The 26,421-nt window shown below is 46.2% G+C and carries 17 protein-coding genes; 6 read left to right on the top strand and 11 right to left on the bottom strand.

Annotated elements, in window-relative coordinates:
- The first annotated feature begins 348 nt into the window (after positions 1 to 348).
- Positions 349 to 1,278, top strand: coding sequence for a LysR family transcriptional regulator (locus I2494_RS10790; RefSeq protein ID WP_218466989.1), 930 nt, complete (start codon positions 349 to 351; stop codon positions 1,276 to 1,278).
- Between the two features lie 12 nt (positions 1,279 to 1,290).
- Here the strand turns inward: I2494_RS10790 and I2494_RS10785 are convergent, their stop codons facing one another.
- The 4 genes from I2494_RS10785 to I2494_RS10770 all read right to left on the bottom strand — a co-directional run bounded on the left by I2494_RS10785 (position 1,291) and on the right by I2494_RS10770 (position 5,292).
- Entirely contained in the window at positions 1,291 to 1,719 is a 429-nt protein-coding gene (locus I2494_RS10785) for a winged helix-turn-helix domain-containing protein (RefSeq protein ID WP_218466990.1), read from the bottom strand.
- A gap of 125 nt (positions 1,720 to 1,844) precedes the next feature.
- A complete protein-coding gene (locus tag I2494_RS10780) occupies positions 1,845 to 2,576 on the bottom strand; it encodes a DUF3142 domain-containing protein (RefSeq protein ID WP_218466991.1) in 732 nt (243 codons plus the stop codon).
- Positions 2,546 to 4,714 (bottom strand): hypothetical protein, encoded by a 2,169-nt coding sequence (locus tag I2494_RS10775; protein ID WP_218466992.1) that lies wholly within the window; start codon positions 4,712 to 4,714, stop codon positions 2,546 to 2,548. Before I2494_RS10775 ends, I2494_RS10780 begins: the two co-directional genes overlap by 31 nt.
- Before the next feature lie 89 nt (positions 4,715 to 4,803).
- Complete coding sequence (locus I2494_RS10770; RefSeq protein ID WP_407657901.1) at positions 4,804 to 5,292, bottom strand: YbaK/EbsC family protein; 489 nt, start codon at positions 5,290 to 5,292, stop codon at positions 4,804 to 4,806.
- A 123-nt stretch (positions 5,293 to 5,415) separates the two neighbouring features.
- Between I2494_RS10770 and I2494_RS10765 the strand changes: the two genes are divergently transcribed.
- Positions 5,416 to 6,075: a helix-turn-helix transcriptional regulator gene (locus I2494_RS10765; protein ID WP_218466993.1), complete on the top strand. Its 660-nt coding sequence runs from the start codon at positions 5,416 to 5,418 to the stop codon at positions 6,073 to 6,075.
- 375 nt (positions 6,076 to 6,450) lie between these two features.
- Here I2494_RS10765 and I2494_RS10760 read toward each other — a convergent pair whose 3' ends face one another.
- On the bottom strand, positions 6,451 to 14,748 hold the full coding sequence (locus I2494_RS10760; RefSeq protein ID WP_228350921.1) for an autotransporter outer membrane beta-barrel domain-containing protein: 8,298 nt from the start codon (positions 14,746 to 14,748) through the stop codon (positions 6,451 to 6,453).
- Positions 14,660 to 16,018 (bottom strand): ESPR domain-containing protein, encoded by a 1,359-nt coding sequence (locus tag I2494_RS10755; protein WP_228350920.1) that lies wholly within the window; start codon positions 16,016 to 16,018, stop codon positions 14,660 to 14,662. Before I2494_RS10755 ends, I2494_RS10760 begins: the two co-directional genes overlap by 89 nt.
- A 778-nt stretch (positions 16,019 to 16,796) precedes the next feature.
- Here I2494_RS10755 and I2494_RS10750 point away from each other — a divergent pair.
- Together I2494_RS10750 and I2494_RS10745 are read left to right on the top strand one after the other, a co-directional pair.
- Positions 16,797 to 17,753, top strand: coding sequence for an AEC family transporter (locus I2494_RS10750; RefSeq protein WP_218466994.1), 957 nt, complete (start codon positions 16,797 to 16,799; stop codon positions 17,751 to 17,753).
- A gap of 76 nt (positions 17,754 to 17,829) precedes the next feature.
- Positions 17,830 to 18,513 (top strand): glutathione S-transferase family protein, encoded by a 684-nt coding sequence (locus I2494_RS10745; RefSeq protein ID WP_218466995.1) that lies wholly within the window; start codon positions 17,830 to 17,832, stop codon positions 18,511 to 18,513.
- A 67-nt stretch (positions 18,514 to 18,580) separates the two neighbouring features.
- On the opposite strand, the gene rlmB is transcribed toward I2494_RS10745, so the two are convergent.
- The 5 genes from rlmB to I2494_RS10720 form a co-directional block, all read right to left on the bottom strand.
- Positions 18,581 to 19,315: a 23S rRNA (guanosine(2251)-2'-O)-methyltransferase RlmB gene (rlmB, locus tag I2494_RS10740; protein ID WP_218466996.1), complete on the bottom strand. Its 735-nt coding sequence runs from the start codon at positions 19,313 to 19,315 to the stop codon at positions 18,581 to 18,583.
- Between the two features lie 73 nt (positions 19,316 to 19,388).
- Positions 19,389 to 21,824: a ribonuclease R gene (rnr, locus tag I2494_RS10735; RefSeq protein ID WP_218466997.1), complete on the bottom strand. Its 2,436-nt coding sequence runs from the start codon at positions 21,822 to 21,824 to the stop codon at positions 19,389 to 19,391.
- 12 nt (positions 21,825 to 21,836) lie between these two features.
- On the bottom strand, positions 21,837 to 22,286 hold the full coding sequence (gene nsrR, locus I2494_RS10730; protein ID WP_130590222.1) for a nitric oxide-sensing transcriptional repressor NsrR: 450 nt from the start codon (positions 22,284 to 22,286) through the stop codon (positions 21,837 to 21,839).
- Positions 22,287 to 22,601: 315 nt separating this feature from the next.
- Positions 22,602 to 23,900, bottom strand: coding sequence for an adenylosuccinate synthase (locus I2494_RS10725; RefSeq protein WP_218466998.1), 1,299 nt, complete (start codon positions 23,898 to 23,900; stop codon positions 22,602 to 22,604).
- Positions 23,901 to 23,939: 39 nt separating this feature from the next.
- Positions 23,940 to 24,086, bottom strand: coding sequence for a hypothetical protein (locus tag I2494_RS10720; protein ID WP_218466999.1), 147 nt, complete (start codon positions 24,084 to 24,086; stop codon positions 23,940 to 23,942).
- Positions 24,087 to 24,353: 267 nt separating this feature from the next.
- Between I2494_RS10720 and fruB the strand changes: the two genes are divergently transcribed.
- Both fruB and fruK read left to right on the top strand, forming a co-directional pair.
- Positions 24,354 to 25,484, top strand: coding sequence for a fused PTS fructose transporter subunit IIA/HPr protein (gene fruB, locus I2494_RS10715; protein WP_218467000.1), 1,131 nt, complete (start codon positions 24,354 to 24,356; stop codon positions 25,482 to 25,484).
- On the top strand, positions 25,481 to 26,419 hold the full coding sequence (fruK, locus tag I2494_RS10710; RefSeq protein WP_218467001.1) for a 1-phosphofructokinase: 939 nt from the start codon (positions 25,481 to 25,483) through the stop codon (positions 26,417 to 26,419). The genes fruB and fruK overlap by 4 nt, the downstream gene beginning before the upstream one ends.
- Positions 26,420 to 26,421 lie beyond the last annotated feature (2 nt).

The raw sequence follows: 26,421 nt of genomic DNA, 5'->3' as shown, positions 1-26,421 counted from the left end.
AACCATAAAACAAATATTATTGAAATAAAAAACCAATAACCGCACATTACCAAGAGAAAATGATTGCCACATACAAAAACAATAGCGATGAAAGAAAAAATCATTTTAATACAAAAAGATAGGTTAACGCGTTACACCAGAAAACGACCTAACTGATTAGCGTTTTTCTGACACCATACCAAGTACATAAAAATAGAGTAAATATAGCAAATGACAATGCTATATCCTCACCACAAAAATAAATGGAATTTTATAGTTATCAATGTGTAGCTATAGTTCACTTTACTACACTCAGTTCATCGCCTGGACTATACTTGGATAATAGAGAAATATTACGGGCTCTCCGTTATGATGAATAACTTCGATATGAATTGGATTTTGATTTTCAATGCTATTTATGAAGAGAAATCAATAAGTAAAGCATCAAAACGCCTTGATATATCAGAAAAAAATGCCGGATTAATCTTAAAAAAGTTGCGTGATTATTTCGTCAACCCACTGTTTATCAGAAGTCATACCGGTTTTTTACTAACCCCGTTATCTATTGATTTGTACAAAAAATTTTCCCATATAGAATCCACATTTAATCAGGCACTGGAGTACCAACCTCATAGGAAAAAAGACAGTAATATCAATAAAGTATTTACATTATCGATGAGCCCACAGTATGAGTTCTTTTTTAGTCAGGCATACAACAGAGCAGCAAATAAATTAACCGGCTATATTTTCAATTTTAGCTCAGTGCAAGATCATGAAGAAGAAGTCAAAAAGCTTCGTCACGGATTAACTGATATTTATCTTACACCAGATGCGCTGGATGATTCATTTATTCATCATGATGTTATGATCACTTACTCACTATCACTTTGTTTGATATTAAGCAAAAAACATAAAAGATATCAGCGAATTGTTGAGGAAGGGAACTTTGATAATGAAGAGTTCATATCTTGTACCCGGTACAAGATATTAGAGGATTATGCTTTTGAACAATTAGGCGTTAAGCCTGATATTTTATTCAGGCGTGACTCGATGTTTGATCTGTTAGAAACGATAGATAATCACAGTATCATTCTTATTGGCCCGAGTTATTTTCAACTACTAATAGAAAATGATAACAGATTTACAGTAATTAAAATAAAGGATCCTAATCTAATTATCAGGACCCTGTATTCTTGCTCTGCGAAAAATAGCACTAAAAAAGAGGATATAAATTACATCAACAAGATAATGAAAAATGAGATAGATGCAATGAAAATTAAAATGGATAATATTAAATAGAATTCAAGATATTTACTCAGATTTCCCATAGAGAATGGACACATAAATATGTGACAACCCATACCCCTGACCATGTATATTTTTTATTAGCTGCTCAGATATACCCAGCTCAGACAGTTTAGTATTCAGTTGATTGATTACATATGCCATGCGCTGGTTGGTTGCTACCAGACCGTAGTTCTCCCATACGTTAGTTAATATATCATCATGTGTGACAACGCTATTATTAGCATTAACGTTCAATACCAGATAAGTAAGTAATCTCATCATTGTGGGCCGTAGTTTTAGCACGCCGAAATCATGACCATTCTTATCAGCAATTCTGACTATTACGCCATTATTTAAATTGACATAAAAACGTCTATCAATAACGTAGCCAAAAATATCCAGCTCTTGTTTGTAAATAACAGTATCAAATAAAGGGGTGTTAGCATTTATCATATTCATCAGCCTGTAAGTTGAGTAACAATTCAATGCCAACAAATATATGCTTATATCGGATGGGCAAAAACCCATACAATGACGTTTCCATCAGGACAAATTTTAGGTGTTACTGGCCAATATACTTAATTCAACAAAAAAACCACCTCACCACCATAGTAAGAGGATTGAGATAATCGCTGCTGCCACTGTTTATCCCACTCGCCATGCTGAACTAAACCAACACGAAAAGGGATAGTTAAACCAAGCAGTGCAGGTAAATAGGCATCATAGTTGGTAACCGTCTTACGCCCCTGATAGGTTTGCACCACCAGCTCATCTACCGGCAATTGATTAAGCTGATTCACATTCCCGGTTTTCGCCCAGTCCAGCAGGCCGGTAACACTTAACGGGCAATCTTTAGGTAACTTGTTGCGTACCCGGCTTAAAAACTCTGCATACTTATCAAGCTGGTAGCTGGCAGCATCAAAATCGATTTGAATACCAACATGCTGATTACCTGCCGCAACCCACTTTTCCCGTAGCGTTAACATGGCATCCAGCATTGGTTCAGGAATATCCAGCGTCGTAACCCGTATGGATAACCAGAGTTTGGGCGCTTTTAGTCGGCTTACCGGGATCCCTTTACTCCACAGTCGGGCTTTTCCCTGTTGGCGGACAATTTCCCCCTGATAGAGATAAAGCTCAGACATTTGATGTAGCACGGGCTGAGGACGAACCCCAGCCCACAGCCAAAACTTCTGATACTGACTGGCATCAACCCCTGTTTGAGCCGCACAAATAACCGGGCTCAATAACAGGCTAAATACCAGCAGAACGCGTTTGATCACCAGTAATAACGGAGTTTCTCTGCCCACTCCGATCCTTTGTAGTCACGTTTTAACTGCTGGAACCAGGATTTACGCACGTTGCTGTCAATTTCCTGCCCATCGCAACTGTTATAACCTGAAGGGGCATAACACATTATTGCGCGATACAGGGCATAGCTTTTATCTTCCGGCTCTGCCGCAGAGTTAGCAATCACTTGCTGATAACGCGTTAAACGGCTCTGCGCTTTACCTTTAAACATGGCTGGCGCATCGTTTAACTGCCACTGCAAACCATATTCCACACCGGTATCAACGCGGGTTTCTGTCAGGCGGAAAAATTCCCCCATACAGTTAAGCGCATGGCCATCTTTAGGCTGGCTTGCCAGGACTTCAGCCGTTTTATCCAGAGATGCACAATGATAGCCTTTCTCCGTATTGCTGCCGTCCCAGTCAAATACCGTGATATTCACATCACCCAGCTTCTCTTTATCAAACTTCGGTGATACTGAATCTTTACCTAAAGCGCGATCTTTCAGGTAGTCCGAATAATTCCCGGTGATCAAATCACGAGTGAGTAGCGTATGCAGTGCAATAATACGTTCTTCATTATTTACGCCAGAAGCCACTTGCTGACGCAATAATGCAGCATTCGCGACATCTTTTAGTACTAAAGAACGGAAACGAAGCGAAGTCACCGGACTGTCCGCAACAAACACCAGCTCAGGTTTTCCCTGATAGGCCAGTGAATTCGTCAGCATCAATTGTAGAAATTGCTGCTGAATCGCGGTGGTTTTTAAGGTCAGTAAATGACGCCAGTGAGTTTCGGCCTGAGGCCACTTTTTCTGAGCCTGTAACGCCTGCCCCAAAAGAACCTGAAGACTAAAATCAACCGTATCCGTCAATGCCTGTGTTGTGGCCGCGGGAATAGCAGACTCAACTTTGGCGTAATCTTTTGGCAGATAAAACAGCCATGCATTATGCAGATAGTTCCATGCTGAGGTCATACCGGCCTTTTCAAACATCGGCTTATAACTGTTAATTTCTGCTTCAGTTACCAGAACGGCATTCGGACGAGACTGATAGCCCTCTCGCAAACGGCGCAATGTTTGAGTCAGGGTTAACATCGGCGTTTCTGGCGCCGAAACAAATTGATTATCGATATCTTGCCATGCATAACTGCTCAATAATTTGGTATCAACTTCATTAACTAAAGATTGCAAGGCTTCCATATTTGCTGCCCGCCCCAGAGCTTGCTCTGAGCTTTTAGCCAGTGCATCCCAGTCAGAAGCAAACCAGTAAATACGACGGTACAGATCCTGAGTCGATGACACATAGCGCCCGTTCGGATAAGCAGCAAGATAATCCTTGGCTTTTTGAGCGGCCAACGAAGTCAGGTTTTTATCGCTTTTGGTTACGTCAAACATTTCATATTCATCTAAGGCATGTTCAACGGCCTGATTTAACGCCACACGAAACAGCATATAAGTGGCGGTTTCTGCCACCCAAGGCTGATTCGCCTTTAGCAGACTCTGAAAGCCCGTACTGGCCTCACTAAAGTTACCATTGTAAAAATAGGCGGCGCTGAATAAGTAATTATGTAAGTCGGCAGCATGTGATTTTTCAGGGAAAGTAGCGGTTGAAACATCCGCCAGCTCGGGATTAATCAGGATATTCATTCGCTGATGGGCCAAATCTTTACGCTGTTCCGGCGTCAGTTGTTTATCATCGATCAGTAGCTGGAAAAATTGAGCTAACGCTGCCGGAGTGTTAGACACCATTCGGCCACGACCACCCAGCAGCATCTTATCCGACAAATCCAGAGAGCTAATATCAACCCCAAGTTGTTCCGCTAACTGTTTAATCGCTGGTATATCAACTTCGGTGATAGCAAAACCATACTCATTGCTACCGGACGGAGGCACAACACGAGGAATATTAAAAGGTAACTCACGGCTACGAGCCGGCTCAGTTGCCAGGGGAGCATACAGCGAAGCAAACTGGTGCTTATCGGATTCCAGCAGTAGCAAATTTGCACGGGTATCGTTACTTACCCATAAAAATGGATAACTGCCCAGAGGAAGAGAGCACGGCGCTAACCAGAAATCACATCCATCACCATCAAAAGATGCCTGCGCCGGCTGACACAATAATCCGGTAAGGCATGCTGCTAAAAATAGCTTTTTCACTCGCTCCAACTCCCTGTCATGACTGAATTCATTCGCCGTTTTTTATCATATTCTTTGTGAGTTATCACTATATGATTAATGACCAAATATTAAGCTGATTCCGAGAATTCAACTTGCTCTGGTTTAACGATACGTTGGTAATCTTCCACATTAAGCAACAGCGACTTTTCTAACGATCCTGCATTAAATACCATCTCGTCTAATTGATTAAATAGCAAAGGATCAACCACCAGCTTAAGGTCAGGGTGAAAGCTAAAAGGAGGAATGGCGCCAAATACACACTGAGTCAGCGCCATCACCTCTTGTGGACTGGCCAGTGATGCCCGTGTTCCACCCAGTTTCTGAGCCAAAACCTGTAAATTAGCCTTACGATGAGCGGGAAGTACCGCCAGAACATGTTGCTTAATACCGTTGCCTTTCACATGACAAACCAGCGCCTTCGCGCCCTGTTCAATTTGCGTTCCTCTGGCTTTAGCCGCCTCTTCAGAACGTCCGGCGCTGGCATGTTCAATGACCCGATAGCGAGCCTGCCCACCCTCTAATAAAGTAATAAGCTGGTTAAAAATAACTGATGACACAATGTCCTCCCCTTGTAAGGTGCACGATGCCGGAAAGCATACTCGTTCCCCCAATAAATATGCTATAAACTTCTTATCATATTGTATAAGAGTCAACAGAAAGTAAAATCGGATACCTGACTGATGCCATCAAATAAACACCCCACTTCATCCGCAGAGCACGAAAATCAACTATTACTGCGTGAAGCGAAAAAAATAGCGACAGCGCTGGGCAAAATGTTTGCCCCCAGCTGCGAGGTGGTATTACACGATCTGACTCACCCTGAGCATGCCATTATCGCTATGGAAAACTCGCTGTCAGGTCGAAAAATTGGCGATCCGGCAACAGAAATGGGGTTAGCCAGAATTCAGGACGATCAATTCCCTGATGTGGTGCAAAACTATGAAAACCATTTTCCCGATGGCAGACCGGCTAAAAGCACCTCGATAGGGTTGAGAAACAGTCAGGGAGAGTATGTGGCAGCCCTGTGTCTGAACCTGGATATTTCACTGTTTAATACCATGCAGCAAGTACTCAGCCAGCTAACCGCAGTGAATAACCACGAAGCCCCGCTCAATGAATCGCTAAAATCATGGAAGCTGGACGATATCAGAACAGAGATCAATCACTACGCCGCCACGCTAAACACCCAGCCTCGTGCCCTCTCTTCTCAGCAACGGCAAAAGCTCATCCGCCATCTGTCCGATCAGGGAATGCTACAGCTACGCGGAGCCGCCACCACAGCCGCCGACACCCTCGGCATCTCCAGAGTCTCAATCTACAATGCCCTGAAAGGGCAGTGAGTTATTAAAATTAAACATAAACAAACGGCAGCCTGTTGGCCGCCGTTTTTAATTGATGACAAAGTCTGGTGACTTAGCCATGGCACTAATAGCTAATCGTTGGGAGAGACGGGTGTTGGGGTCGACTTGGCGTAAGCCAACGACAAACAGGCTTTGCCTGTTTGAACAGCGCTAGCGCTGGCCCGAAGGGCAAAACACCGACGGTGTTTTGTAACAGCCCCTAACCCGGCCAGGCCCAACGCACTCCAAAGCTAAGTACAAACGGTCTTCCGGCCGAGCACATGAGCTATATTCGCTCAATTTTTTTACGGCCGGAATACCCATTGATGCCGATTTAATTCATTTATCAGCACCCAAAGACTACCATCACCCCAATCAGAACCTGACCTTAAACCCTACCGACCCAGCAACCGATGACTCTACCTGAGAATCATTGCTGTTATTACTGTAGGTTTTACCCACTTCACCATAGGTCTGAACCTTATCGCTGATGTTCCAGGTTCCGCCCACCGCCACTTCGGTGCTCTGATAATTTTGGTCAGAACTTAACGAAGTGCTGGCGACGTTATTACTGAAACGAGAACTATCTTTACCACCAGATAATCCCTGCCACAGGTTCACACGTACATAGGGTTGCAGTTTTCCTTTATCGGTTGGGTAGTCACCCACAAGACGAACACCCAGTCTTCCAATCACCGAATCATCCGAATCCATTGACGCGGTGGTATTGGAGTTACCACTCAGACCAATGCTATCAAAATTGCTGTATTGATAGATTATCTGAGCCTGAGGTTCAATCCGCCATGCACTTTCAGCAATTCGGAAAGGTTTACCCATCTCAAGGGAAGCCATCAAGGTATTACCATCAGGATGATAGTTGGTACTTCCGGTTTTCAGATTCACATCAATGCTGTGGTTACCGTATTGCAACACACTGTCGAGATAGAAATCATTATCGGCGGTGTAAGTGGCGTAACCACCTAAATAGAGCGAATTAGAATCAATTGACCCCGCCGTTCCCCGGCTGCCGGAGAAATCACCAACAACGTTACTATTAACATCCATCACCGAAGTATAAAAACCGGCTTTCCAGTTGCGATTGCTGTAAACATCAACACCAACCTGCAATCCAGTCATATGGGCATTCAATTTAGAACCGACCTGATCGTTAAGGGTCAAATCGGAAGATTTACCAATCATTCGACCCCAAACCCGATTTTCATGGGCTAGCTCGCTGCCTTCATTAACGGTTAATTCATCCCCTACACGTTGATGAAGAGTACCCAGAACCGCCAGATCCGACTGACGAATCAGAGGTGCAACAGAGGTCATCAGCGGCACTTCCGGGCGATAAGCAGTACGTAAATACCAGTTCTCACCGCGACCCTGAGCATTACCGGCAAACAGCTGATACTGATAAGCACCGGCTTCCAAATGGTCAGCCGTCAGCGCGAAAGCATCACGGGAGCTTTGTGCAGTAGTGGTGGCGCCATTCAGAGCCGTAACCACCTCAATACCATCACCAACACTCTGACCACCTAACTGGCTGACATCAATATCCAGAATCGTTTTGCCTGATACATTGCCGCCGTCAATCACCAGTCGGTCAGCGGTGCCGTTACTACCCGGTTGCTGTTGTGCTGCGAGTTTAATAACCCCATTCAAACCAACATAGTCACCTTTAGCCGTCAGAGTTGAACCAACCTGAGCGCCGCGTAACGAGATGATTCCCTGGTTCAAAATACCGGCGACGGTCTGGTTACTACCACCGGTATCCAGTAAAGCATCACGACTCACTACATGGATAGAACCTGCGCTAAGGGTATTTGCCCCCTGAGCCAACAATGTTCCCTGTTCCACCAGCGTTCTACCGGTATAGCTATTTTGTCCTGCAAGAACAGTGGTACCACTACCTTGCTGCCACAGTTGACCTGTTCCACTCATCACACCATCAAGGGTGTAACGGTCTGAGCGATCAACCTGTAATATTCCATTATTCAGCACATCGCCAGAAATACTACCGATAGTGCCACCGGTACCCAATTTCAGTGCGCCCTGATCTATCACTGTTCCACCGGTATAGGTACTGTCCTGGGTTAACGTTAACTGACCTTCACCCGTTTTCGTTAACTTGCCTTCACCGGTCACTGCCGTCAGTAGCGAAACCACCTGTCCGGCAGTATCAATGGCACCGCCATAGCTACCAAGGCTAACCTCACGAGCGGTATCAAATGCTGCACCATAACGTAGAGTACCGCCGTTAATGGTGATGCCGTTTGATATCAGCCCCAGATTATTATCACCGGAAACTTGCAGCGTACCGCCGCTGATAGTGGTTCCACCCAGATAATCGTTATTACCGTTCAGAATTAATCTGCCGATATCTGCCTTATCCAGACCGCCGCTGCCGGTAATCACACTATTAATAGTCGCGGTGTAAGAAGCTCCCGGGGCAGTACCATCACCAACCCGAATGACAGTGTCCGCCGTATTGGTAGTGATGCTATCACCGACAACCACATAGCCATCGGAAGCAAACTGTGCCCCGCTGATGCGAACGGCACCTAAGCTATTATCAACGGTAACGGTACCTTTAGTACCTTCAAATACCGCAAAAGCATCATCACTGTATGGGGCGTTAAATGCGCCTTCTGGTGTGGTCTCATCGGTAGTCCAGTTGTCGTTACCGGCACTGGCCTGCCAGAGACCATCACCACCATCAATGGCATTATTGTTTTTCAGGTTTCCGCCCGTGCCACCGGTACCATCCCAGAAGCGTAACGTAGTACCAGCACGATTAACCAGATTCACCTGATTAGCTACCGAAGTTTGAACATACAAGTCGTCTGCTGCCACCGGGCCACTGGCAATATCCAATACGTTATTGGTCAGAGAACCGGTATAGTTGATCAGGCGGTAAACACCCACATCAAACCGACCACCCGCAGGCTGAGTAATATTCAATTTCCCGTTAAGATTCAGGTCACCGTTAACATTCATCAGGTCGTTATAAGCGCCGCCCGGGTGGTAAGCCTGACCCAGTTGATAATCCAGTTGAGCATTATCTGCCAGCGTCAATCCACCCATGGTTAATACACCCACCTCACCAATGGTAGAACCGGCGGCAATATGCCCATCGTCAGCAACGCTAACGTGGCCTCCCAATACACCAGAACCGCCCAGTGTAGTTTGAGCCATTACGCTAACGTCACCCGTTGCAGCACCTTGCTGACCATTGACTAATAAGATGCCCTGCTCAATCAACGTATTACCGGTATAACTATTGCTACCGGTGAATGTCAGGGTACCGCTACCGGTCTTAGTAAAGCCACCACCCGCACCGCTAATAACACCGCTAATGGTTTCACTGCGGTTAAGCGTTCCTTCCGTTAAGGTATTTGCCCCTAAATGAATATCACCTGCACCGGACAGAGAACCAACCGTTGTTGAAGCATTCGTGGTATCAACCAGCCCACCAGCCTGATTCACAATAGTGGCGTTTTCCGCTAAGGCCTGACCGAAGAAGGCAACGGTTCCGCTGTTGGTAATCAAAGCAGAACCGGCATTAGCGTTATCCGCCAGATTGAGCGTTGAGGTGCTTAGCAAGTTGATATTGGATTGTGCCCCATTTGACTGACCAAAGAAGTTAATCACGCCATTAGCTTTACCATCAATCAATGCAGTATTTGCCGATGAAGTACCATTAAAGTTCAACGTACTACCGTCTACGGAGAAGTGATGCTGCTCCGCACTGCTGGTTCCATTCATATTGACAGTAGAACCGGTTTCCAGAGTAACGAGGCTACTGCTTTTACCTAATGCTCCGGTAACGTTAGCATTCACCACCACCTGGCTCAGGCCGTTGGTGCCTTTTACTGTGGTATCACCCTGATAATCATTTAACAAATCAAGATTAAGGGTGCTGTCTCTTTGGGTTTCACTACTCAGTACCGTCAGCGAACCGTTTCCGCCAATAACGCCCTGAGTATTTAACGTGTGACCATTCAGGTCAAAATTACCCCCGGAGGTTCCCAGGAAGATCTCACGCTGAGTGGTAAAGTCCGCACCGTTTTGTAAGGTGGAACCATTATTAATCGTCAGTGATGTCCCCAACAGCCCCAAGTTTTGTTCTGCCGATACCTGCAATATCCCACCGTTAATACGGGTTCCGCCGGTATAACTGTTGTTGCCTTTCAGAATCAGACGACCGTTGTCAGTTTTCAACAATGTCAGCGAATCGCCGCTGTTAAGCTGCTGGAGATCGGCATTAATGGTGGCGGTATAATCCGCACCGGCACCGCCGGCACCGACACGGATCAGGAAGTCACCGCTACCAACGGTTTGTCCGGTATACAGCTCAGGAGCCATGGATGTCGTGGTCTCTACAATTTTGATAACATCGCCACCGATCACATAACCAGATGAAGCAAACTGCGCTCCGGCCAATACGACGTCGCCAAGGCTGTCATTAACTGTAACTGCCGCGGCTTCTCCCTGAAAGATCGCAAATGAAGCCTGTTGCCATGGCGCATTACCATTGCCGTCCGGCAATGTCCAGTTGTTGTCTCCCAACGAGTTCCCCGGTGCCAGCCAGTTACCCACACCACCATCGACTTTTTTGTTACCTACTACGCCATCGATACCATGGTGCGAGAATTCACCGCCATCCCAGAATTGCAGAGTCAGATTATTACCGTTTACCAGGTTAACTTCAGTATCGATTGAGGTTTGGACAAACACATTGTTTCGGTCTGCCGTTGAAGGAATGGAACCAATTGTCAGAGTGTTATTGGCATCATTCGGATCGGAATCGTCGTTAGTGATATTACCGGAGTAGTTAAACAGACGATAAACCCCCGGGCCAAAGTACCCACCCTGAGAAACATCGACATTCACCTGACCTTTTAATACCAGATCTTTCACATTGACCAGATCGTTCAGATCGCCGCCCTGAGTGTATGCCAAACCCAGTTGGAAATTACTTTGGGTGGTACTGGTCAGGTCTAAATTACCTTTAATATTTAACGTACTGGCGCTATTGTCCCCCGGAGTCAGGATGCTGTTAGCATTCATAACCACATCACCACCGATGGTGCCTTTCCCGCCCAGAGATGCGCCTGAAAGTACCGTTGTCAGCCCGGTAGCCGCACTCTGATCGCCATTGATCAGCAAAGTACCCTTATCAACGCGCGTTTCTGCCTGATAACTGTTATTACCATTTAAGCGAGTTAAACCGCTGCCAATCTGATGGAATGCACCGGTACCAACAATGGCTCCGCTTAGCGTTAACTCTTTTGATAAATCAATGGTAAACAAACCATTGTCGATAATGGATGTCGCTTCAGACAGGCTACCGCTGGTACCACCATCACCAATTTGTAATGCGCCCGTTGCATCAATGAGCGTATTACCGGTATAGGTATTTTCTCCCAGTAAGGTGGTGGTTCCGGTAGCGCCTCGCTCAAGCTGACCGTCACCACTAATCACTCCGCTGTAAACCTGAGTGGCAGAGGTACCGTCCAGCACCACTTTACTGGTGCTGCCGCTGGTAGCGATATCATAGTTATTTAGTGTGGCTTTGGTGGCATCACTGATATTGTCAGCAGCACGCAGAGTCGCACCATTCATCACATTAATGGTTGGGGTTGTGCCGGATAACGCTAAATTATCAACAACACGGACATCTGCCTGTCCTCCAGTGACCATAAGACTATTCCAGCCGGTACCAATGTTTGTTGCTTTAGCCAGATCGTCAATTGTCAGAGAACCAATTTTGGTGCCTGACCCGGTACCATTCCATAAATGGGTATCGGTTAATGTCAGTTGACTGTCCGTTCCCCCTTCACTAAGAAGGTGGCGAGTAGCGAACAAGTCAACATTACCCAACTGCGCGATATCACCACCGTCAGCGCCGGAAAAATTAACTTCCCCGCCAAAAGTACCACTATTCCAGACAAAACGATCCTGACCGGAATCAGCATTGATTATCCCGAGCGTTGCACCACCATCGAGTGTAATAACATCATTGCCACTGCCTGACTGAATGGCTAATGCCGTATCACTGGCAGCCTGCAATGTTCCTTTATTAGTAATGGTATTATTCGCGCTACCACCGGCATTTATCAGCGTAGCCTGCTGGCTGCTCGCAATAATGGAAGCATTGATATCATTAAGAATGGTTCGACTGCCAGCACCAGCACCGCTGATATCAATAACATCCATCGGGCTGGTGGTACTACCTGATGTAATAGAACCAGTATTAGTAAATACACTGGCCAGAGCCGCCTGAACAACATTCGACCCTTCACTGAAGCTGTTAATCACGCCGCCATTACTGATACTGCCACGGGCTATCGGCGCATAGATAGCCGCACCACCTGCGGCATCAATATAGATATTGGCTTGAGTATCGACACTGCCATCGGTTCTTGCACGAATGGCATCTCCCGTTGCAGTATGGGTGGCGTTATCTACGTTGATGGTATAACCGCTACCAATATGTAAATCACCGGTAGTATTGCTACCATCTTCATTTTCAAAAGCAAAACCAGCGCCGCTGAAATTACTATCGTCTCCCATAACGTTCAGCACGTTACCGGTATTGGCATTACTGTCATCGGCAGTAAATGTCACCGCAGTACGTATTGCCGGGCCATCTGCCGCATTAATCGTAACGTTATTCAGTTTGATATTAGAGCTGTTGGCATTGTTCTGGATACCTGCACCGCTACCACTGACGTTGATGGTGGTATTTTGCGCCGTCAGAGAAACCGCTCCGGTATCCATCAAAATACCGTGAGCACCATCCGTTGCATCAACCCGGTTATCATTTCCATTAATAGTTAACGTAGCACCGTCAATCAGCTGTACGGCAGCCAGTCCACCATTAGCGGTAACCACACCCAGCTTATTTACCACCGCGCCGCTACCTTCAACCTTAACCCCAACGCTGCTGCTTGGCCCTGTACTACCCGCGCTGCGGCTAACAGAAATGGTACCGTTATTAGTTAACTGCCCCTGGTTTTGGATATACACCCCGAGGTTGTTATCACCTTCAACGGCTATAGCAGAGTTATTGGTAGCAATACCGCCATTGTGCAGATAAACACCAATATTATCGCTGCCTCCCAGCTGCATACCTGAGCCACCCGTCAGCGTTAACTGACCATTATAGGAAACGTCATATCCTTTAATACCGCTTTGGGAGCTTTGAGTACTAATTTGTGCACGGGAAGTAACGATGGTTGGCAGAGTCGTAGTACTGATTTTGCCATTGATTTTATAATCCCGTCCATCAACGGCCACTGCCGTAGTATTATTGTTCTCCAGCAGAATGGCGCCATCACTGATAACGCCCTGAGCGCCACCAGTCACTTTCACACCGATAGCCTGTTCACCTTTAACATGAATTTGAGCATCACCGGTTAACAATCTTGAGGCTGTCGTACCATCACGACCATTGGCATATACCGCTACCGAACCTACACCGCTAACAGTCAGGTTGTAAGGGTTTGCCATACTACCGGTAGAGGTACCGGTAAAACTGGCTCCGTGATCGATAGCAAACAGAATGGTTCCCGCTTGCCCATTATCACCCAGGGTGGCGGTAGCCAAATCGATTTCCGCCTGTGGGCCATAAGCGTAATAACCGATCTGATTTTCACCGTTAAACTGAATAGTGGCTGAAGGTTGAACATTAATCAGTGCATTACCCCGGGCGTGAACCCCTACCGCACCTCTGGCATTCAGGATTATTTGTGAGGCGATATTTGCGCTGGCCCGATAGCTATTATCTCCTTCAACAAACACAGCAAAGTTACGGTAATTAATATCGCCAGAACCATCTACAGTAATAGTGCCACTTAAAGACTGAACATCGGCATTGGCTTTATTCGCCAACACGTTTAATGCAACGTTATTATCGCCGTTGACATAAATATCGCCGTTATTTCTCACCGTAGTGGTATCAATCGCCGACAAACCAAAGTTCTGTGCGACATAGCCAAGTACCTTCGAGCCCAACACTTCAATTCGTCCGTTATTGACTACCAAACCGCTGGCTCCGTTGACCAGCATGCCAACCGCATTACGAACCTTCGACCCCAGAATAATGGTACCGTTATTGGTTACGTTACCACTGCTACTGGTACGAACACCGGCAGCTTGAGAGGCGCCACCAATCATATTGACGTCGGAATACCCATCGGTCATCGAGGTTTGCGCCTGGGTACCTACATAAATCTCACCGCTGGCACTGTTTACAAAGGTTGAGCTCCCGCTGATATCCGCACCATAACCAGAGGCTTTACCCTTGGCATTATGGGTATTGCTGACAATATTAATTCGGCCATTATTAGTCGCCTGAGTATTTCCCTCTGCCACCATACCGGCAGCACCATCACTATCACCATCGGTTAATGCGGCATTGATAAGCGAGCTATTCGTCAGGGTACTGTTACCCTTACCGTGCATAGCATAAGAACCATTGTTATTGACGTTCTGATTAGTGCCATTTTTCTCAATAAACAGACCTGCGTTAATGGTGCCAAGGTTAGTCGCACTGGAATCCTCTGCCAGCATGCCGTCAGACAGCGGGCTGCCGCCGCTTTCGCGCCAGGCTGCCTTCAGAAGTAATGATCCCTGAGGCATTAGAACCGGTCGCCAGAATGACATTCAGCTCACCGGTATCCAAAGTGCCATTATTACTGTGTGCAAGTCCGTCTTGCCAGATATGGTATTCCCAATCAACTCTGTCGGTTTCCCGCAGGGCCAGGACTGATAAGATCAGCGAGTTGTAAGCATCCTGCGCAGTTTTGGCAGAGTTAATCACTTTTCCGTCGCTGCTGGTGACTTCGCCATCTAACCAAAGCTGAACCTGACTGGGAGTAGTGCCATCATCCTGAATTAACCAGTCATTCAGCGTGGCAATATCGGCCGCGGATTGAATGGTAAACGTTTTGTCCGCCAGACGAACCACGTCACCGGACGCATCCAAACCATAAGCAGGTACACTAATTTCCTGACTGTATTTAGTGCTGCTTACCGTTCCGGTTTGAGTATCTGAAGGGAGAACGATCGCCGGTGCAAAATTAATGCGGTTATCGGAATACCAGTTAACATCGCTGGTTGCGGATCCGGTACCTTCAGCGGCCGCCAGTGTCGTATGTTTACTGAGCAATGAGATAGTGTTAGACGCATCAGAAATTGCAGTAGCGCTGTTAGTATCTGCACCTAAATAGACATTAACTGTCCCGCCTACCGGAGCAATACGGGCAATGCCCAAATTGTTATAAATCTTAATCGAAGAAGGATCATAAGTTGGCAACTGGATAGCGCCGACCTGTTCAGAGGTATTGGTACCAAAAGTCGAAGAATCATACACTTTTAGTACCGACTGGCTCCCTTCCAGACCGGGAATGGTGACATTGACTTCCTGATTTTGTTGCGGCTGCCCCGCAGAAGTAGAATAGAAAAAACTATCTATATTATCTGCAGTGATCTGTTCAGTCTGCTGGCTGCTTGACAGGGCCTGAATGGTTTTTATTCTGCCCTGAAGCAATAAATCTTTTAGCGTTGCATTAATAATGTTGCCATTGCTACCCGTTTCCAACACGGGAATTGGCCCGACAATATTCAGTACCGTGCCAGCCAGATAGTGCTGATCGTTAGCGGTATTATCATTCTGATCGATACCATCAATATTAAAATGCACCCCAGTTTGAAACTGTTGATCCGGGCTTTGTGCAGGGAAGGTGTAATTACCTATCCATGATTGGTTAATGGTAGCACTATGGGAAATAAGCGGAAACATGCTCAGAGCGAGTATTAGTGCGGCTTTCAGTGTTGTTCGTCCAGAACCTTTCTTTCTTCCTTTTGTTGTTTCAGGGGCTACCACCATGGCATTAAGAGCGTCACTCCAGACCAGTCTATAAATGGTGTTCATATATTATTACCTATCGGACAAACAAATACTCACAAATACAGGGGATATTCAATATATAAATATTATATTCAACAACCCATTCCCATTAATCCTAAAGAAAAAGAGATTTAATTATTAAGGCCATACATAAAAAAATAGCCCATGTATTTTATACAACAAGCTCATTTACGTTAAATATTCATGGAATTCTTTTAAAACGAAGGGGTTTTTACATAGTATCTTTATTGGTGTCTCACCATTTTTAAAGTGTAATAATTTGTTTTTACTTATAATTTATTAAAAAACAAAAATAAATTAAAGCGTGTTTTTACAGATATAACCATAATATAAATGTGGTTTATTTATATTTAAAAACAAACCAATCGCTCAAAAAATAGCCATAACATATAAGTCCATTAATATTTTTTAATAAAAACTAGTTTTTTAGTAACCACACAATCTATTTTAATTCATTGACTTTATTAATTTCATTATATTCAAGAAATTAACTATCAAATTAAAATAGCACCCGGTGTAAACTAATATTTACTCCCTCAGAAAAAGCCCTGATATCACTAAAAAACATCGAGACTATTTCTGTGAATGGCTACAATTTCAGCGTTATTACATCGTCTGATAACAAAATAAAGCACTTATTTCTGAATCGTCCGTTGAGTATTGACGTTTTAATCGCGCTACGTAATAGTCATAAATAAATCATTTCGCAAATATTCAATATAAAAAGATTGCCAATATAATTAGCACGATCATTATTTGCATATTCACTTAATAGGATCCCATGCAAAGCTTCCTTCTTCCTCTCTGGCATCAAATTGTTCTTTCTGCGCCGTTGTTTATTCTGGCCATATTGGGATATGCCCTCATTCGCTGGGCAAAATGGAGCAAAAATGTAGCCGATGGCCTGACTAAATTCGTTTTTTCCGTCGCGCTACCCGCCATGCTGTTTCGTATGATGTGTAACTTCTCTAAGCAGCCACCGGTAGATGCTCGCTTGCTTATTGCCTTTTTTGGTAGTTGTCTGATTGTCTTTGTGATTGGACGAGTACTGGCGGCAAAGATGCTGAAACTGGATGGAACCTCAGGTTCGGTATTTGCACTGGGTGGAATATTCTCCAATAACGTTATGTTAGGTATTCCGGTGGCGACGGTGGCTCTTGGCGAGGCTTCACTACCTTCCGTCGCACTGGTATTAGTATTTAACGGTTTAATCCTCTGGACTCTGGTCACCGTATCGGTTGAATGGTCACGCAGTGGCTCTTTCTCTATCAATGGCTTTGCCAAAACCGCCGCCAACGTGCTGAAAAATCCATTAATTATCGGCATTATCTCCGGCACGCTGTTCAGTTTGACGGGTTATGATTTACCTGCGGTTGTCGATCAACCGGTAAGTATGCTTGGTCAAATTGCGGCGCCCATGTCATTGGTAGCTTTGGGTATGGGATTAGCGGAATATCGCATTCGTGATGGCTGGCAAATCAGTTCGGTGATTTGTACCTTAAAGCTTATCGTTCAGCCCTTTATTGTCTGGCTGTTGGCGGTAGCGCTTAATCTTCCCCCAATGGAAACGCAGGTTGTCGTGTTATTGGGTTCAATGGCGGTTGGTGTTAACGTCTATCTGATGGCTCGCCAGTTCAACGTCATTGTTGGTCCGGCGGCATCCAGTATGGTGATCTCCACCATTCTGTCAGCCATTACCACACCGCTGATTCTGACGCTGATTGGCGTTCGGGTTTAACCAACGGGAAAAAATTTAGCCTACAATGAAATACTGAAGTGTTTACTTATCTATTGATAATCAGGAGAAGCTCATCATGTATCAACTGTATATTGCCAATAAAAATTACTCCTCATGGTCGCTTCGCCCCTGGATTTTACTCAGCCAGTTAGGCATTCCTTTTGAAGAATGTATCGTTCCATTTGATACCGGCTCCAACTGGGAGAAATTTCGTCGCTTCTCGCCGTCAGGAAAGGTACCTTGTCTGGTTGACGATCAAACCATCGTCTGGGACTCGCTGGCTATTGCCGAGTATCTTGCAGAGTCTTACCCTGAAGTCTGGCCAGATTCTCGCGAAGCTCGCGCCTGGGCCCGCTGTGCAAGCGCAGAAATGCACTCCGGGTTCAGTGTACTACGCAACAGCTGCCCGATGAGCGTTGGTGTGCGAATTCGCCCGCATCAATTATCAGAACAATTAATCACTGAGCTGGCACGACTAAGTGAACTGTGGGAACAAGGGCTAAATCAATTTGGCGGCCCTTTTCTGGCAGGTAAAAAATTCACCGCCGTGGATGCCTTTTTTGCCCCAGTCGCTTTCAGAATCCAAAGCTACGACTTACCGGTTTCTCCAACCGCTAAAGCCTATGCTGAGCGTCTGCTAAACCTTCAGTCAATGATGGAGTGGGAAGAAGAGGCACTAAAAGAGGTCTGGCGCGAAGAAGGCCACGAACAGGAAGCGCTGGCGATAGGCATACTGCTAAATGATTTAAGAGCCAGATAGATTCAGAAATAATACGACCAGCATCAATGCTGGTCGTAATCATCAACATAACGTCACAGATGAAGCATTACTCTCCGCGCTGACGCACAATCTCAAACAGGCATATGCCGGTCGCTACCGATACGTTTAGCGATGACACACTCCCTGCCATAGGAATACTAATCAGCTCATCACAGTGCTCGCGAGTCAGACGGCGCATGCCCTCACCCTCAGCCCCCATCACTAAGGCTACCGGACCGGTACACTTGGTCTGATACAGTGTATGGTCAGCTTCTCCCGCTGTTCCTACAATCCAGACATTCTGCTCTTGCAGATAACGCAGGGTACGGGCCAGGTTAGTTACCCGAATTAACGGTACGGTTTCTGCCGCGCCGCTGGCAACCTTCTTCGCTGTTGCGTTTAGTTGAGCTGAACGGTCGCGGGGAACAATTACCGCATGAACGCCGGCTGCATCAGCACTGCGCAAGCAGGCACCCAAGTTATGCGGATCGGTAACACCATCCAGAACTAACAGGAATGGTTTTTCCAGTCCTTCAAGCAGATCCGGCAAATCATTTTCCTGATACTGACGCCCCTCTTTAACTCGGGCGACAATTCCCTGATGTACGGCGCCTTCAGCCTTATTATCCAGCCACTGGCGATTTGCCACCTGCACCGAAATACCATTTTGTTCAATTTCCTGAATCAATGGCAGTAATCGGCGATCTTCACGACCTTTAAGAATAAACACTTCAACAAAACGTTGAGGATCGCGCTCTAACAGTGATTGAACAGCATGGATTCCGTAAATAATTTCACTCATGTCTCAGTTCTTCTTCAATACAATATAAAAGCAGGGCGACACTCTGGCCGCCCTGCGATAATGATCGGACAGATTAAAGATCGGCGGCTTTCTTAGCCCGTTTACTCTTTAATGCTGCTGTTATCTTTTTAGTTTTTGCTGAAGGTTTAGCCTTAGCTTTGGTTTTAGATTTAGCCGGAGCTTTAGCTTTGCTTCCCGCCTCTTCTTGCTTAGGCTTACTTCTTCTTGGCGCTTTTACCCGCACATTACTGTCAGCAACAAAGCTATCGGCTTTAGAACGAGCACCTTTTTTGCCCCGTTCTTTTTCCGTTTTACCTTCACCACGCGGACGACGTTCACTGGAAACCAGAGAAAAATCTATTTTACGCTCATCCAGATGAACAGCTTCAACTTTTATCTCAACTTTATCGCCAAGACGGAAAGCCTGACCGGAAGACTCACCAATTAAGCGCTGGCCGACATTATCAAACCGATAGTAATCATTTTCCAGTGTTGAAACATGCACTAAACCATCGATATACAGATCGTCCAGACGAACAAAGAAGCCAAAACCAGTCACGCTGGAGATAGTACCTTTAAACACTTCCCCCACGTGATCCTGCATAAAGTCACACTTCAGCCAATCGGCTACGTCACGCGTAGCTTCGTCAGCACGACGTTCGGTCATGGAACAGTGTTCACCCAATTGCAGCATCTCTTCCATAGAGTAATGCCAGCCACCGCTGGAGGTGGAACCACCTTTCTTACCGGACAGTACAAACTTGATTGCCCGATGTAAAGAGAGATCGGGATAACGACGAATCGGTGACGTAAAGTGAGCGTAGGCATCCAATGCTAAACCAAAGTGACCGCGATTCTCCGGATCATAAACCGCTTGCTTCATCGAGCGTAGCAGCATGGTTTGTAGCATTTCACGGTCAGGACGGTCGGCCACCGCATCCATCAGCTTGGCGTAGTCTTTTGGCGCTGGTTCTAAACCACCGCCCAGCGTTAATCCCAATTCAGACAGCACGCTACGTAACGAAGCCAGATTGTCACCTTTAGGACGATCGTGAATACGGAACACGGCTGGCTCTTCTGCACGCTCAACAAAACGGGCAGCGGAGATGTTTGCCAGAATCATGCACTCTTCAATGATCTTATGCGCATCATTACGCACCAGAGGCTCAATGCGTTCGATACGACGTTCAGCATTGAAGATAAACTTCGGCTCTTCGGTTTCGAATGAAATGCCACCGCGCTGTTCGCGAGCCTTATCCAGCACTTGATACAACTTATGCAGCTCTTCCAGCATCGGAACCAGCGGTTGATAATGCTCACGCAGATCCGCATCACCTTCCAGAATATGTGCAACCTTGGTATAGGTCAGTCGCGCATGAGAATTCATCACCGCTTCATAGAATTCAAATGACGTCAGCTTACCGGTTTTGGATACCGTCATTTCGCAAACCATACACAGGCGATCCACCTGAGGATTCAGCGAGCAGAGACCGTTAGATAACACTTCCGGCAGCATCGGAATAACCTGCGACGGGAAATAGACGGAGTTACCGCGGCTACGCGCTTCTGCATCCAGCGAGGTTCCCGGCCGGACGTAGTAGCTGACGTCCGCAATGGCAACCCACAGGCGCCAACCTCCACCACTTTTTTTCTCACAACATACCGCATCATCAAAGTCGCGGGCATCTTCGCCATCAATGGTAACCAGCGGTAAATCCCGCAGGTCTACCCGCCCTTTTTTAGCTTTCTCCGGTACTTGTTCTTTCAGACCTTCAACTTCGCCCAGTACGGCTTCAGGCCAGACATAAGGAATTTCATGGGTACGCAGAGCGATATCTACCGCCATTGAAGTACCCATATTGTCGCCCAGCACTTCAATAATATTCCCGATAGCTTTGGTACGACGAGTTGGCCGCTGAGTCAGTTCAACCACCACTACATACCCCATGCGGGCACCCATAATGCTCTCTGGTGGAATCAAAATATCGAAGTTCAGACGACTGTCGTCCGGCACCACAAAACCAATTCCCGCATCGGTAAAATAGCGTCCAACAATATGGCTGGTTTTCGGTACTAAAACACGCACAACACGCGCTTCGCGGCGGCCTTTACGGTCTAACTCCATCGGTTGAGCTAAAATAACATCCCCGTGGATGGTAAGTTTCATCTGCTCAGGAGAAAGGTACAAATCATCTTTGCTCCCTTCAACCCGCAAAAATCCATAGCCATCACGATGGCCGATTACCGTACCTTTCACCATATCCAGGCGTTCCGGCAGGGCATAACATTGGCGACGAGTGAAAACCAGTTGGCCATCACGTTCCATCGCTCTTAAACGACGACGCAGCGCCTCTTGTTGTTCTTCGCTTTCCAGTCCCAGCGCTTCTACCAGCTCATCACGGCTGGCAGGAGTCTGGCGCTTTGATAATAAATCAAGAATATATTCGCGGCTGGGAATGGGATCCCCGTACTTTTCAGTTTCACGGGCTAAGAAAGGATCGTTTGTCATTATTTATCCTTATTATTTATTGACCGATATGGCAGGATGCTCCATAAACAGCAATGTCTGAAGTCCAGTGTTATCAACCACCATATCAGCAAGAGTATGACTATCGAGTTCGTGTAAAAAAGCTTTTACCGCGTTATCCAATACAATTTTTAAGCGGCAGGAAGGCGTGATATGGCAAAACTGCGGACTACAGTTCACCAGAGCCAGAGGCTCCATGGCCCGAACCACATCACCAATTCGGATATCTTCTGCGGCCTTACCTAAACGAATACCACCATTTTTTCCGCGCACGGCATCCACCAGGCCGACACGACTCAACTGATTAATAATCTTCACCATATGATTACGCGAAACACCATAGACTTCAGTGACCTCAGTAATATTGGTCAATTCGCCTTCTGGTAACGACGCCATATAAATTAAGGCTCGCAAACCATAATCGGTAAAACTGGTTAATTGCACAAACACCTCATAACAATAATTACGTTCCAGACAGCCATTAGCATCCTGTCGGCTGTATATCGCGAGCTCAATGATTCACCCACATTTCCGGCGCGTTTTTCTCCTTGCGCCGAATAAAAAAACTCACATCTGCCTTTTTAGAATAGCAAACATGTTAACTATGCGCTTGAAAATTATCCGGTTTGCATATTGCGCATACAACCGTCATTGCCATTACCGGCATATAGTAAACGATAGAGGGCAAAGCGGATAACTTTCCTGATAAAAAAACCGGGCTGATTAGCCCGGTTTTTACCTGTACTTCAATGATGAAACTTAAGCGTCGAATGGATCGCGCAGAATCATAGTTTCAGTACGGTCAGGACCAGTAGACACGATATCTACAGGTACACCGGTTAACTCCTCAACGCGCTTAATATAGTTACGCGCGGCCTGAGGCAGTTTATCAAACTCTTTAACACCAAAGGTGGTTTCAGACCAGCCAGGCATGCTCTCATATACTGGCTCGATACCTTCCCAGGCATCAGCATCCAATGGCGTAGTTTCAACAACCCGACCATCTGGCATGCGATAACCAACACAGATTTTTACTTCTTTCAGGCCATCCAGTACGTCCAGCTTGGTCATACAGAAACCAGAAAGAGAGTTAAGCAGTACCGCACGACGAACGGCGATAGCATCTAGCCAGCCGGTACGACGGCGACGGCCGGTCGTTGCGCCAAATTCATTGCCTTTCTGGCAAAGGAATTCACCCACATCATCAAACAGTTCTGTCGGGAATGGACCAGCACCAACGCGAGTCGAATAGGCTTTTACAATACCTAATACGTAATCGACATAACGCGGGCCTAAGCCAGAACCGGTAGCAACACCACCTGCGGTAGTATTTGAAGAGGTCACATACGGGAATGAACCATGGTCAATATCCAGCAGTGTACCCTGAGCCCCTTCAAACATCATCAACTCGCCTTTCTTGCGCGCGTTGTCCAGCAGATCGGATACGTCAACCACCATTGAGGTTAAGATATCTGCAATCGCCATGACATCATCCAGAACGGTTTGATAATCAACAGCGTCAACTTTGTAGTAATTCACTAATTGGAAGTTGTGATATTCCACGACTTCTTTCAGCTTAGCCGCGAACGTCTCTTTATTAAATAAGTCGCTGACGCGCAGAGCACGACGAGCAGCTTTATCTTCATAAGCAGGTCCAATACCACGCCCGGTGGTGCCAATCGCTTTTGAACCGCGTGCTTTCTCACGAGCCACATCCAGAGCCACATGATAAGGAAGGATAAGCGGACAAGCACCTGACAGGAGCAGACGCTCACGCACAGGAATGCCGCGATCTTCCAATTCACGCATCTCTTTCATTAAAGCTTCGGGAGATAACACCACACCGTTACCAATGACGCTGATAACGTTTTCGCGAAGAATACCAGAGGGAATCAAATGAAGAACGGTTTTTTCACCGTTGATAACCAGAGTATGGCCTGCGTTGTGTCCGCCCTGATAGCGTACAACATACTTAGCCCGTTCAGTCAGCAGGTCAACGACCTTACCCTTACCTTCGTCACCCCATTGAGTGCCCAGTACGACGACGTTTTTGCCCATCTCACTATTCACCAAGTCAGTTAAAAAAGAATTCTACCATTACATTTCGTTGCTTTCAGTATTTTTTAACACACTTATTTGAACTCGGGCCAGATAAAAACCTGAGTAGCTTAAAAGATCGCCATTTCTTTGTTCTGGCGCAAGTAATCGATTGCCTGATAACCCTCTTCCATGAAGGTTTTTCATCAGGAGTTTCTTTTAATAAGAAAAATGAATAAAGCAGACCTGGCGTCAGCAAATCTTATTTCTTCTCTCCATTTCGTTATAAATAAGTTAAAAAATGTGCGTAATGTCAAAAAAATGAGATCAGGTTATAAAGAAAACTTGCATAAATAGCGAACAATGAACATATTTCACGAAACGATTCAGCACAGACAAACCAACGAGTTATGGTAAGTCAGTGCTTATTTTTCGATTAAAAGCTGAAACGATTCAGTCATTTGGGAGGGAAATATGTATCAATTACCGATTAAGAACATCCATTTAAATGCATCAGCAGACAATAAACAGCAGGCCATTGAACAAATTGCATCTGCACTGGCTCAATCTGGCTATGTGACTTCAGAATATCTCAACGGCATGTTACAGCGGGAACAGCAAACATCGACCTATCTTGGAAATGGTATTGCTATTCCCCACGGCACAACGGATACCCGCCATCTGGTATTAAATACTGGTGTACAGGTCTTTCAATTTCCACAGGGAATTGAATGGGGAGAAGGTCAGACAGCCTATATTGTCATTGGTATTGCAGCCTGTTCTGATGAACATTTGTCTCTGCTACGCCAGTTAGCCCATGTACTGAGCGATGAGAGTCTGGCACATCAACTTGCCAACACAGATTCAGCAGAGCAACTTCGCAGTTTATTAATGGGAGAGAAGCAATCAGCTGAGTTCCTGTTTGATGCTTCGATGATTGTGCTGGATATTGATGTGGATAACATTGTTACTCTGCAGGCACTCAACGCCGGACGATTACAGCAAATTAATGCCGTTGACCATCATTTTATCGCCGATGTCCTCAGCCATCCTCCGGTAAATTTAGGACAAGGTATTTGGTTATGCGACAGTCTTAAAGGCAACTTGCTCAGCGCGGCAACCGTCAGTCGCCCCACTCGCACTTTTAACATCAATGGTGAAACGGTGGGACTGTTATTGACCATCTCTGTTGCCGATCGCCAACCAAATCCACTGCTAAATCGACTGGGTAGCCTGTTAATCGCACAACAGGCAGAACGCCTGCTAACCGCAGATACAGCAACACTATTAGCGCTGTTAACCAGCGACACCATGCCTGATGAACAAGCGCTTAGTGCTGAATTTGTCATCCACAATGAACATGGACTACATGCTCGCCCCAGCACCGTGCTGCTCAATACCATCAAACAATTTAATACTGAAGTGACCGTCGCTAATCTCAACGGCAGCGGCAAACCCGTTAATGGACGCAGCATGATGAAGCTGGTTTCTCTGGGGGTGCAAAAAGGCCACCGGTTACGTTTTACCGCCACCGGTAAAGATGCACAAAATGCACTCTCTGCTATTGGCAATGCTATCTCTTCGGGTTTAGGGGAAGGCGTATGAGCAGAAAAGTTGCAACCATTACCCTCAATCCTGCCTACGACTTGGTAGGAAGCTGCTCTGCCCTGGAGCTGGGTGAAGTGAATCATATCCAGACCACTGGATTACACGCCGCAGGAAAAGGGGTAAACGTTGCCAGAGTACTGAAGAATCTGGGTATTGATGTCACCGTTGGTGGCTTTATCGGACGGGATAATCAGGATGGCTTTCAACAACTATTCAGTGAGTCCGGCATTGCTAACCGCTTTATGGTGGTTCCCGGCCGCACCCGAATTAACGTCAAACTGACAGAAAAATCGAGTGAAGTAACCGATCTGAATTTCTCTGGTTTTGACGTTCCACCACAGGATTGGGAGCGTTTTGTCACGGACTCTCTCTCCTGGCTGGGGCAGTTTGACATGATTACTGTTAGTGGCAGTCTGCCTGCAGGTGTTTCTCCGGATGCTTTTACAGAATGGATGCTCCGATTACGTAGCCTCTGTTCCTGCATTATTTTTGACAGCAGCCGTGAAGCGCTGATTGCCGGTCTTAAAGCCTCGCCATGGCTGATTAAACCTAACCGTCGTGAACTGGAAATCTGGGCAAATCGTCCATTACCAACGATGAGTGACATCGTTAATGCTGCCCATGAACTTAGAGCACAAGGTATTGCTCATGTGGTTATCTCCCTCGGTGCGGAAGGGGCGTTATGGGTCAACAACTCCGGCGCATGGCTGGCTAAGCCGCCAATTTGTGAAGTGGTTAGTACCGTTGGTGCCGGTGACTCCATGGTTGCTGGTCTTATCTATGGTTTGCTGATGCGTGAATCCAGTGAACATACCTTACGTTTAGCGACAGCAGTTGCGGCTCTGGCGGTTAGCCAAACCAGCGTTGGCATCGGAAATCGTCTTGAATTAGCCGCCATGATGTCGCGAGTTAATTTGATACCCTTTAATTAGAG

Origin of the sequence: Limnobaculum allomyrinae, assembly GCF_016649425.1 — a bacterium.
Classification (GTDB): domain Bacteria; phylum Pseudomonadota; class Gammaproteobacteria; order Enterobacterales; family Enterobacteriaceae; genus Limnobaculum; species Limnobaculum allomyrinae.
The sequence above is the reverse complement of the archived record's forward strand: the minus strand, read 5'-3'. Positions and strand labels throughout refer to the sequence as shown.

Coding starts and splice junctions, on each gene's coding strand:
- I2494_RS10790 (WP_218466989.1), top strand. CDS start 349: ATGATGAATAACTTCGATATGAATTGGATTTTGATTTTCAATGCTATT.
- I2494_RS10785 (WP_218466990.1), bottom strand. CDS start 1,719: ATGATAAATGCTAACACCCCTTTATTTGATACTGTTATTTACAAACAA.
- I2494_RS10765 (WP_218466993.1), top strand. CDS start 5,416: ATGCCATCAAATAAACACCCCACTTCATCCGCAGAGCACGAAAATCAA.
- I2494_RS10760 (WP_228350921.1), bottom strand. CDS start 14,748: ATGTCATTCTGGCGACCGGTTCTAATGCCTCAGGGATCATTACTTCTG.
- I2494_RS10755 (WP_228350920.1), bottom strand. CDS start 16,018: ATGAACACCATTTATAGACTGGTCTGGAGTGACGCTCTTAATGCCATG.
- I2494_RS10750 (WP_218466994.1), top strand. CDS start 16,797: ATGCAAAGCTTCCTTCTTCCTCTCTGGCATCAAATTGTTCTTTCTGCG.
- I2494_RS10745 (WP_218466995.1), top strand. CDS start 17,830: ATGTATCAACTGTATATTGCCAATAAAAATTACTCCTCATGGTCGCTT.
- rlmB (WP_218466996.1), bottom strand. CDS start 19,315: ATGAGTGAAATTATTTACGGAATCCATGCTGTTCAATCACTGTTAGAG.
- rnr (WP_218466997.1), bottom strand. CDS start 21,824: ATGACAAACGATCCTTTCTTAGCCCGTGAAACTGAAAAGTACGGGGAT.
- I2494_RS10725 (WP_218466998.1), bottom strand. CDS start 23,900: ATGGGCAAAAACGTCGTCGTACTGGGCACTCAATGGGGTGACGAAGGT.
- I2494_RS10720 (WP_218466999.1), bottom strand. CDS start 24,086: ATGAAAAACCTTCATGGAAGAGGGTTATCAGGCAATCGATTACTTGCG.
- fruB (WP_218467000.1), top strand. CDS start 24,354: ATGTATCAATTACCGATTAAGAACATCCATTTAAATGCATCAGCAGAC.
- fruK (WP_218467001.1), top strand. CDS start 25,481: ATGAGCAGAAAAGTTGCAACCATTACCCTCAATCCTGCCTACGACTTG.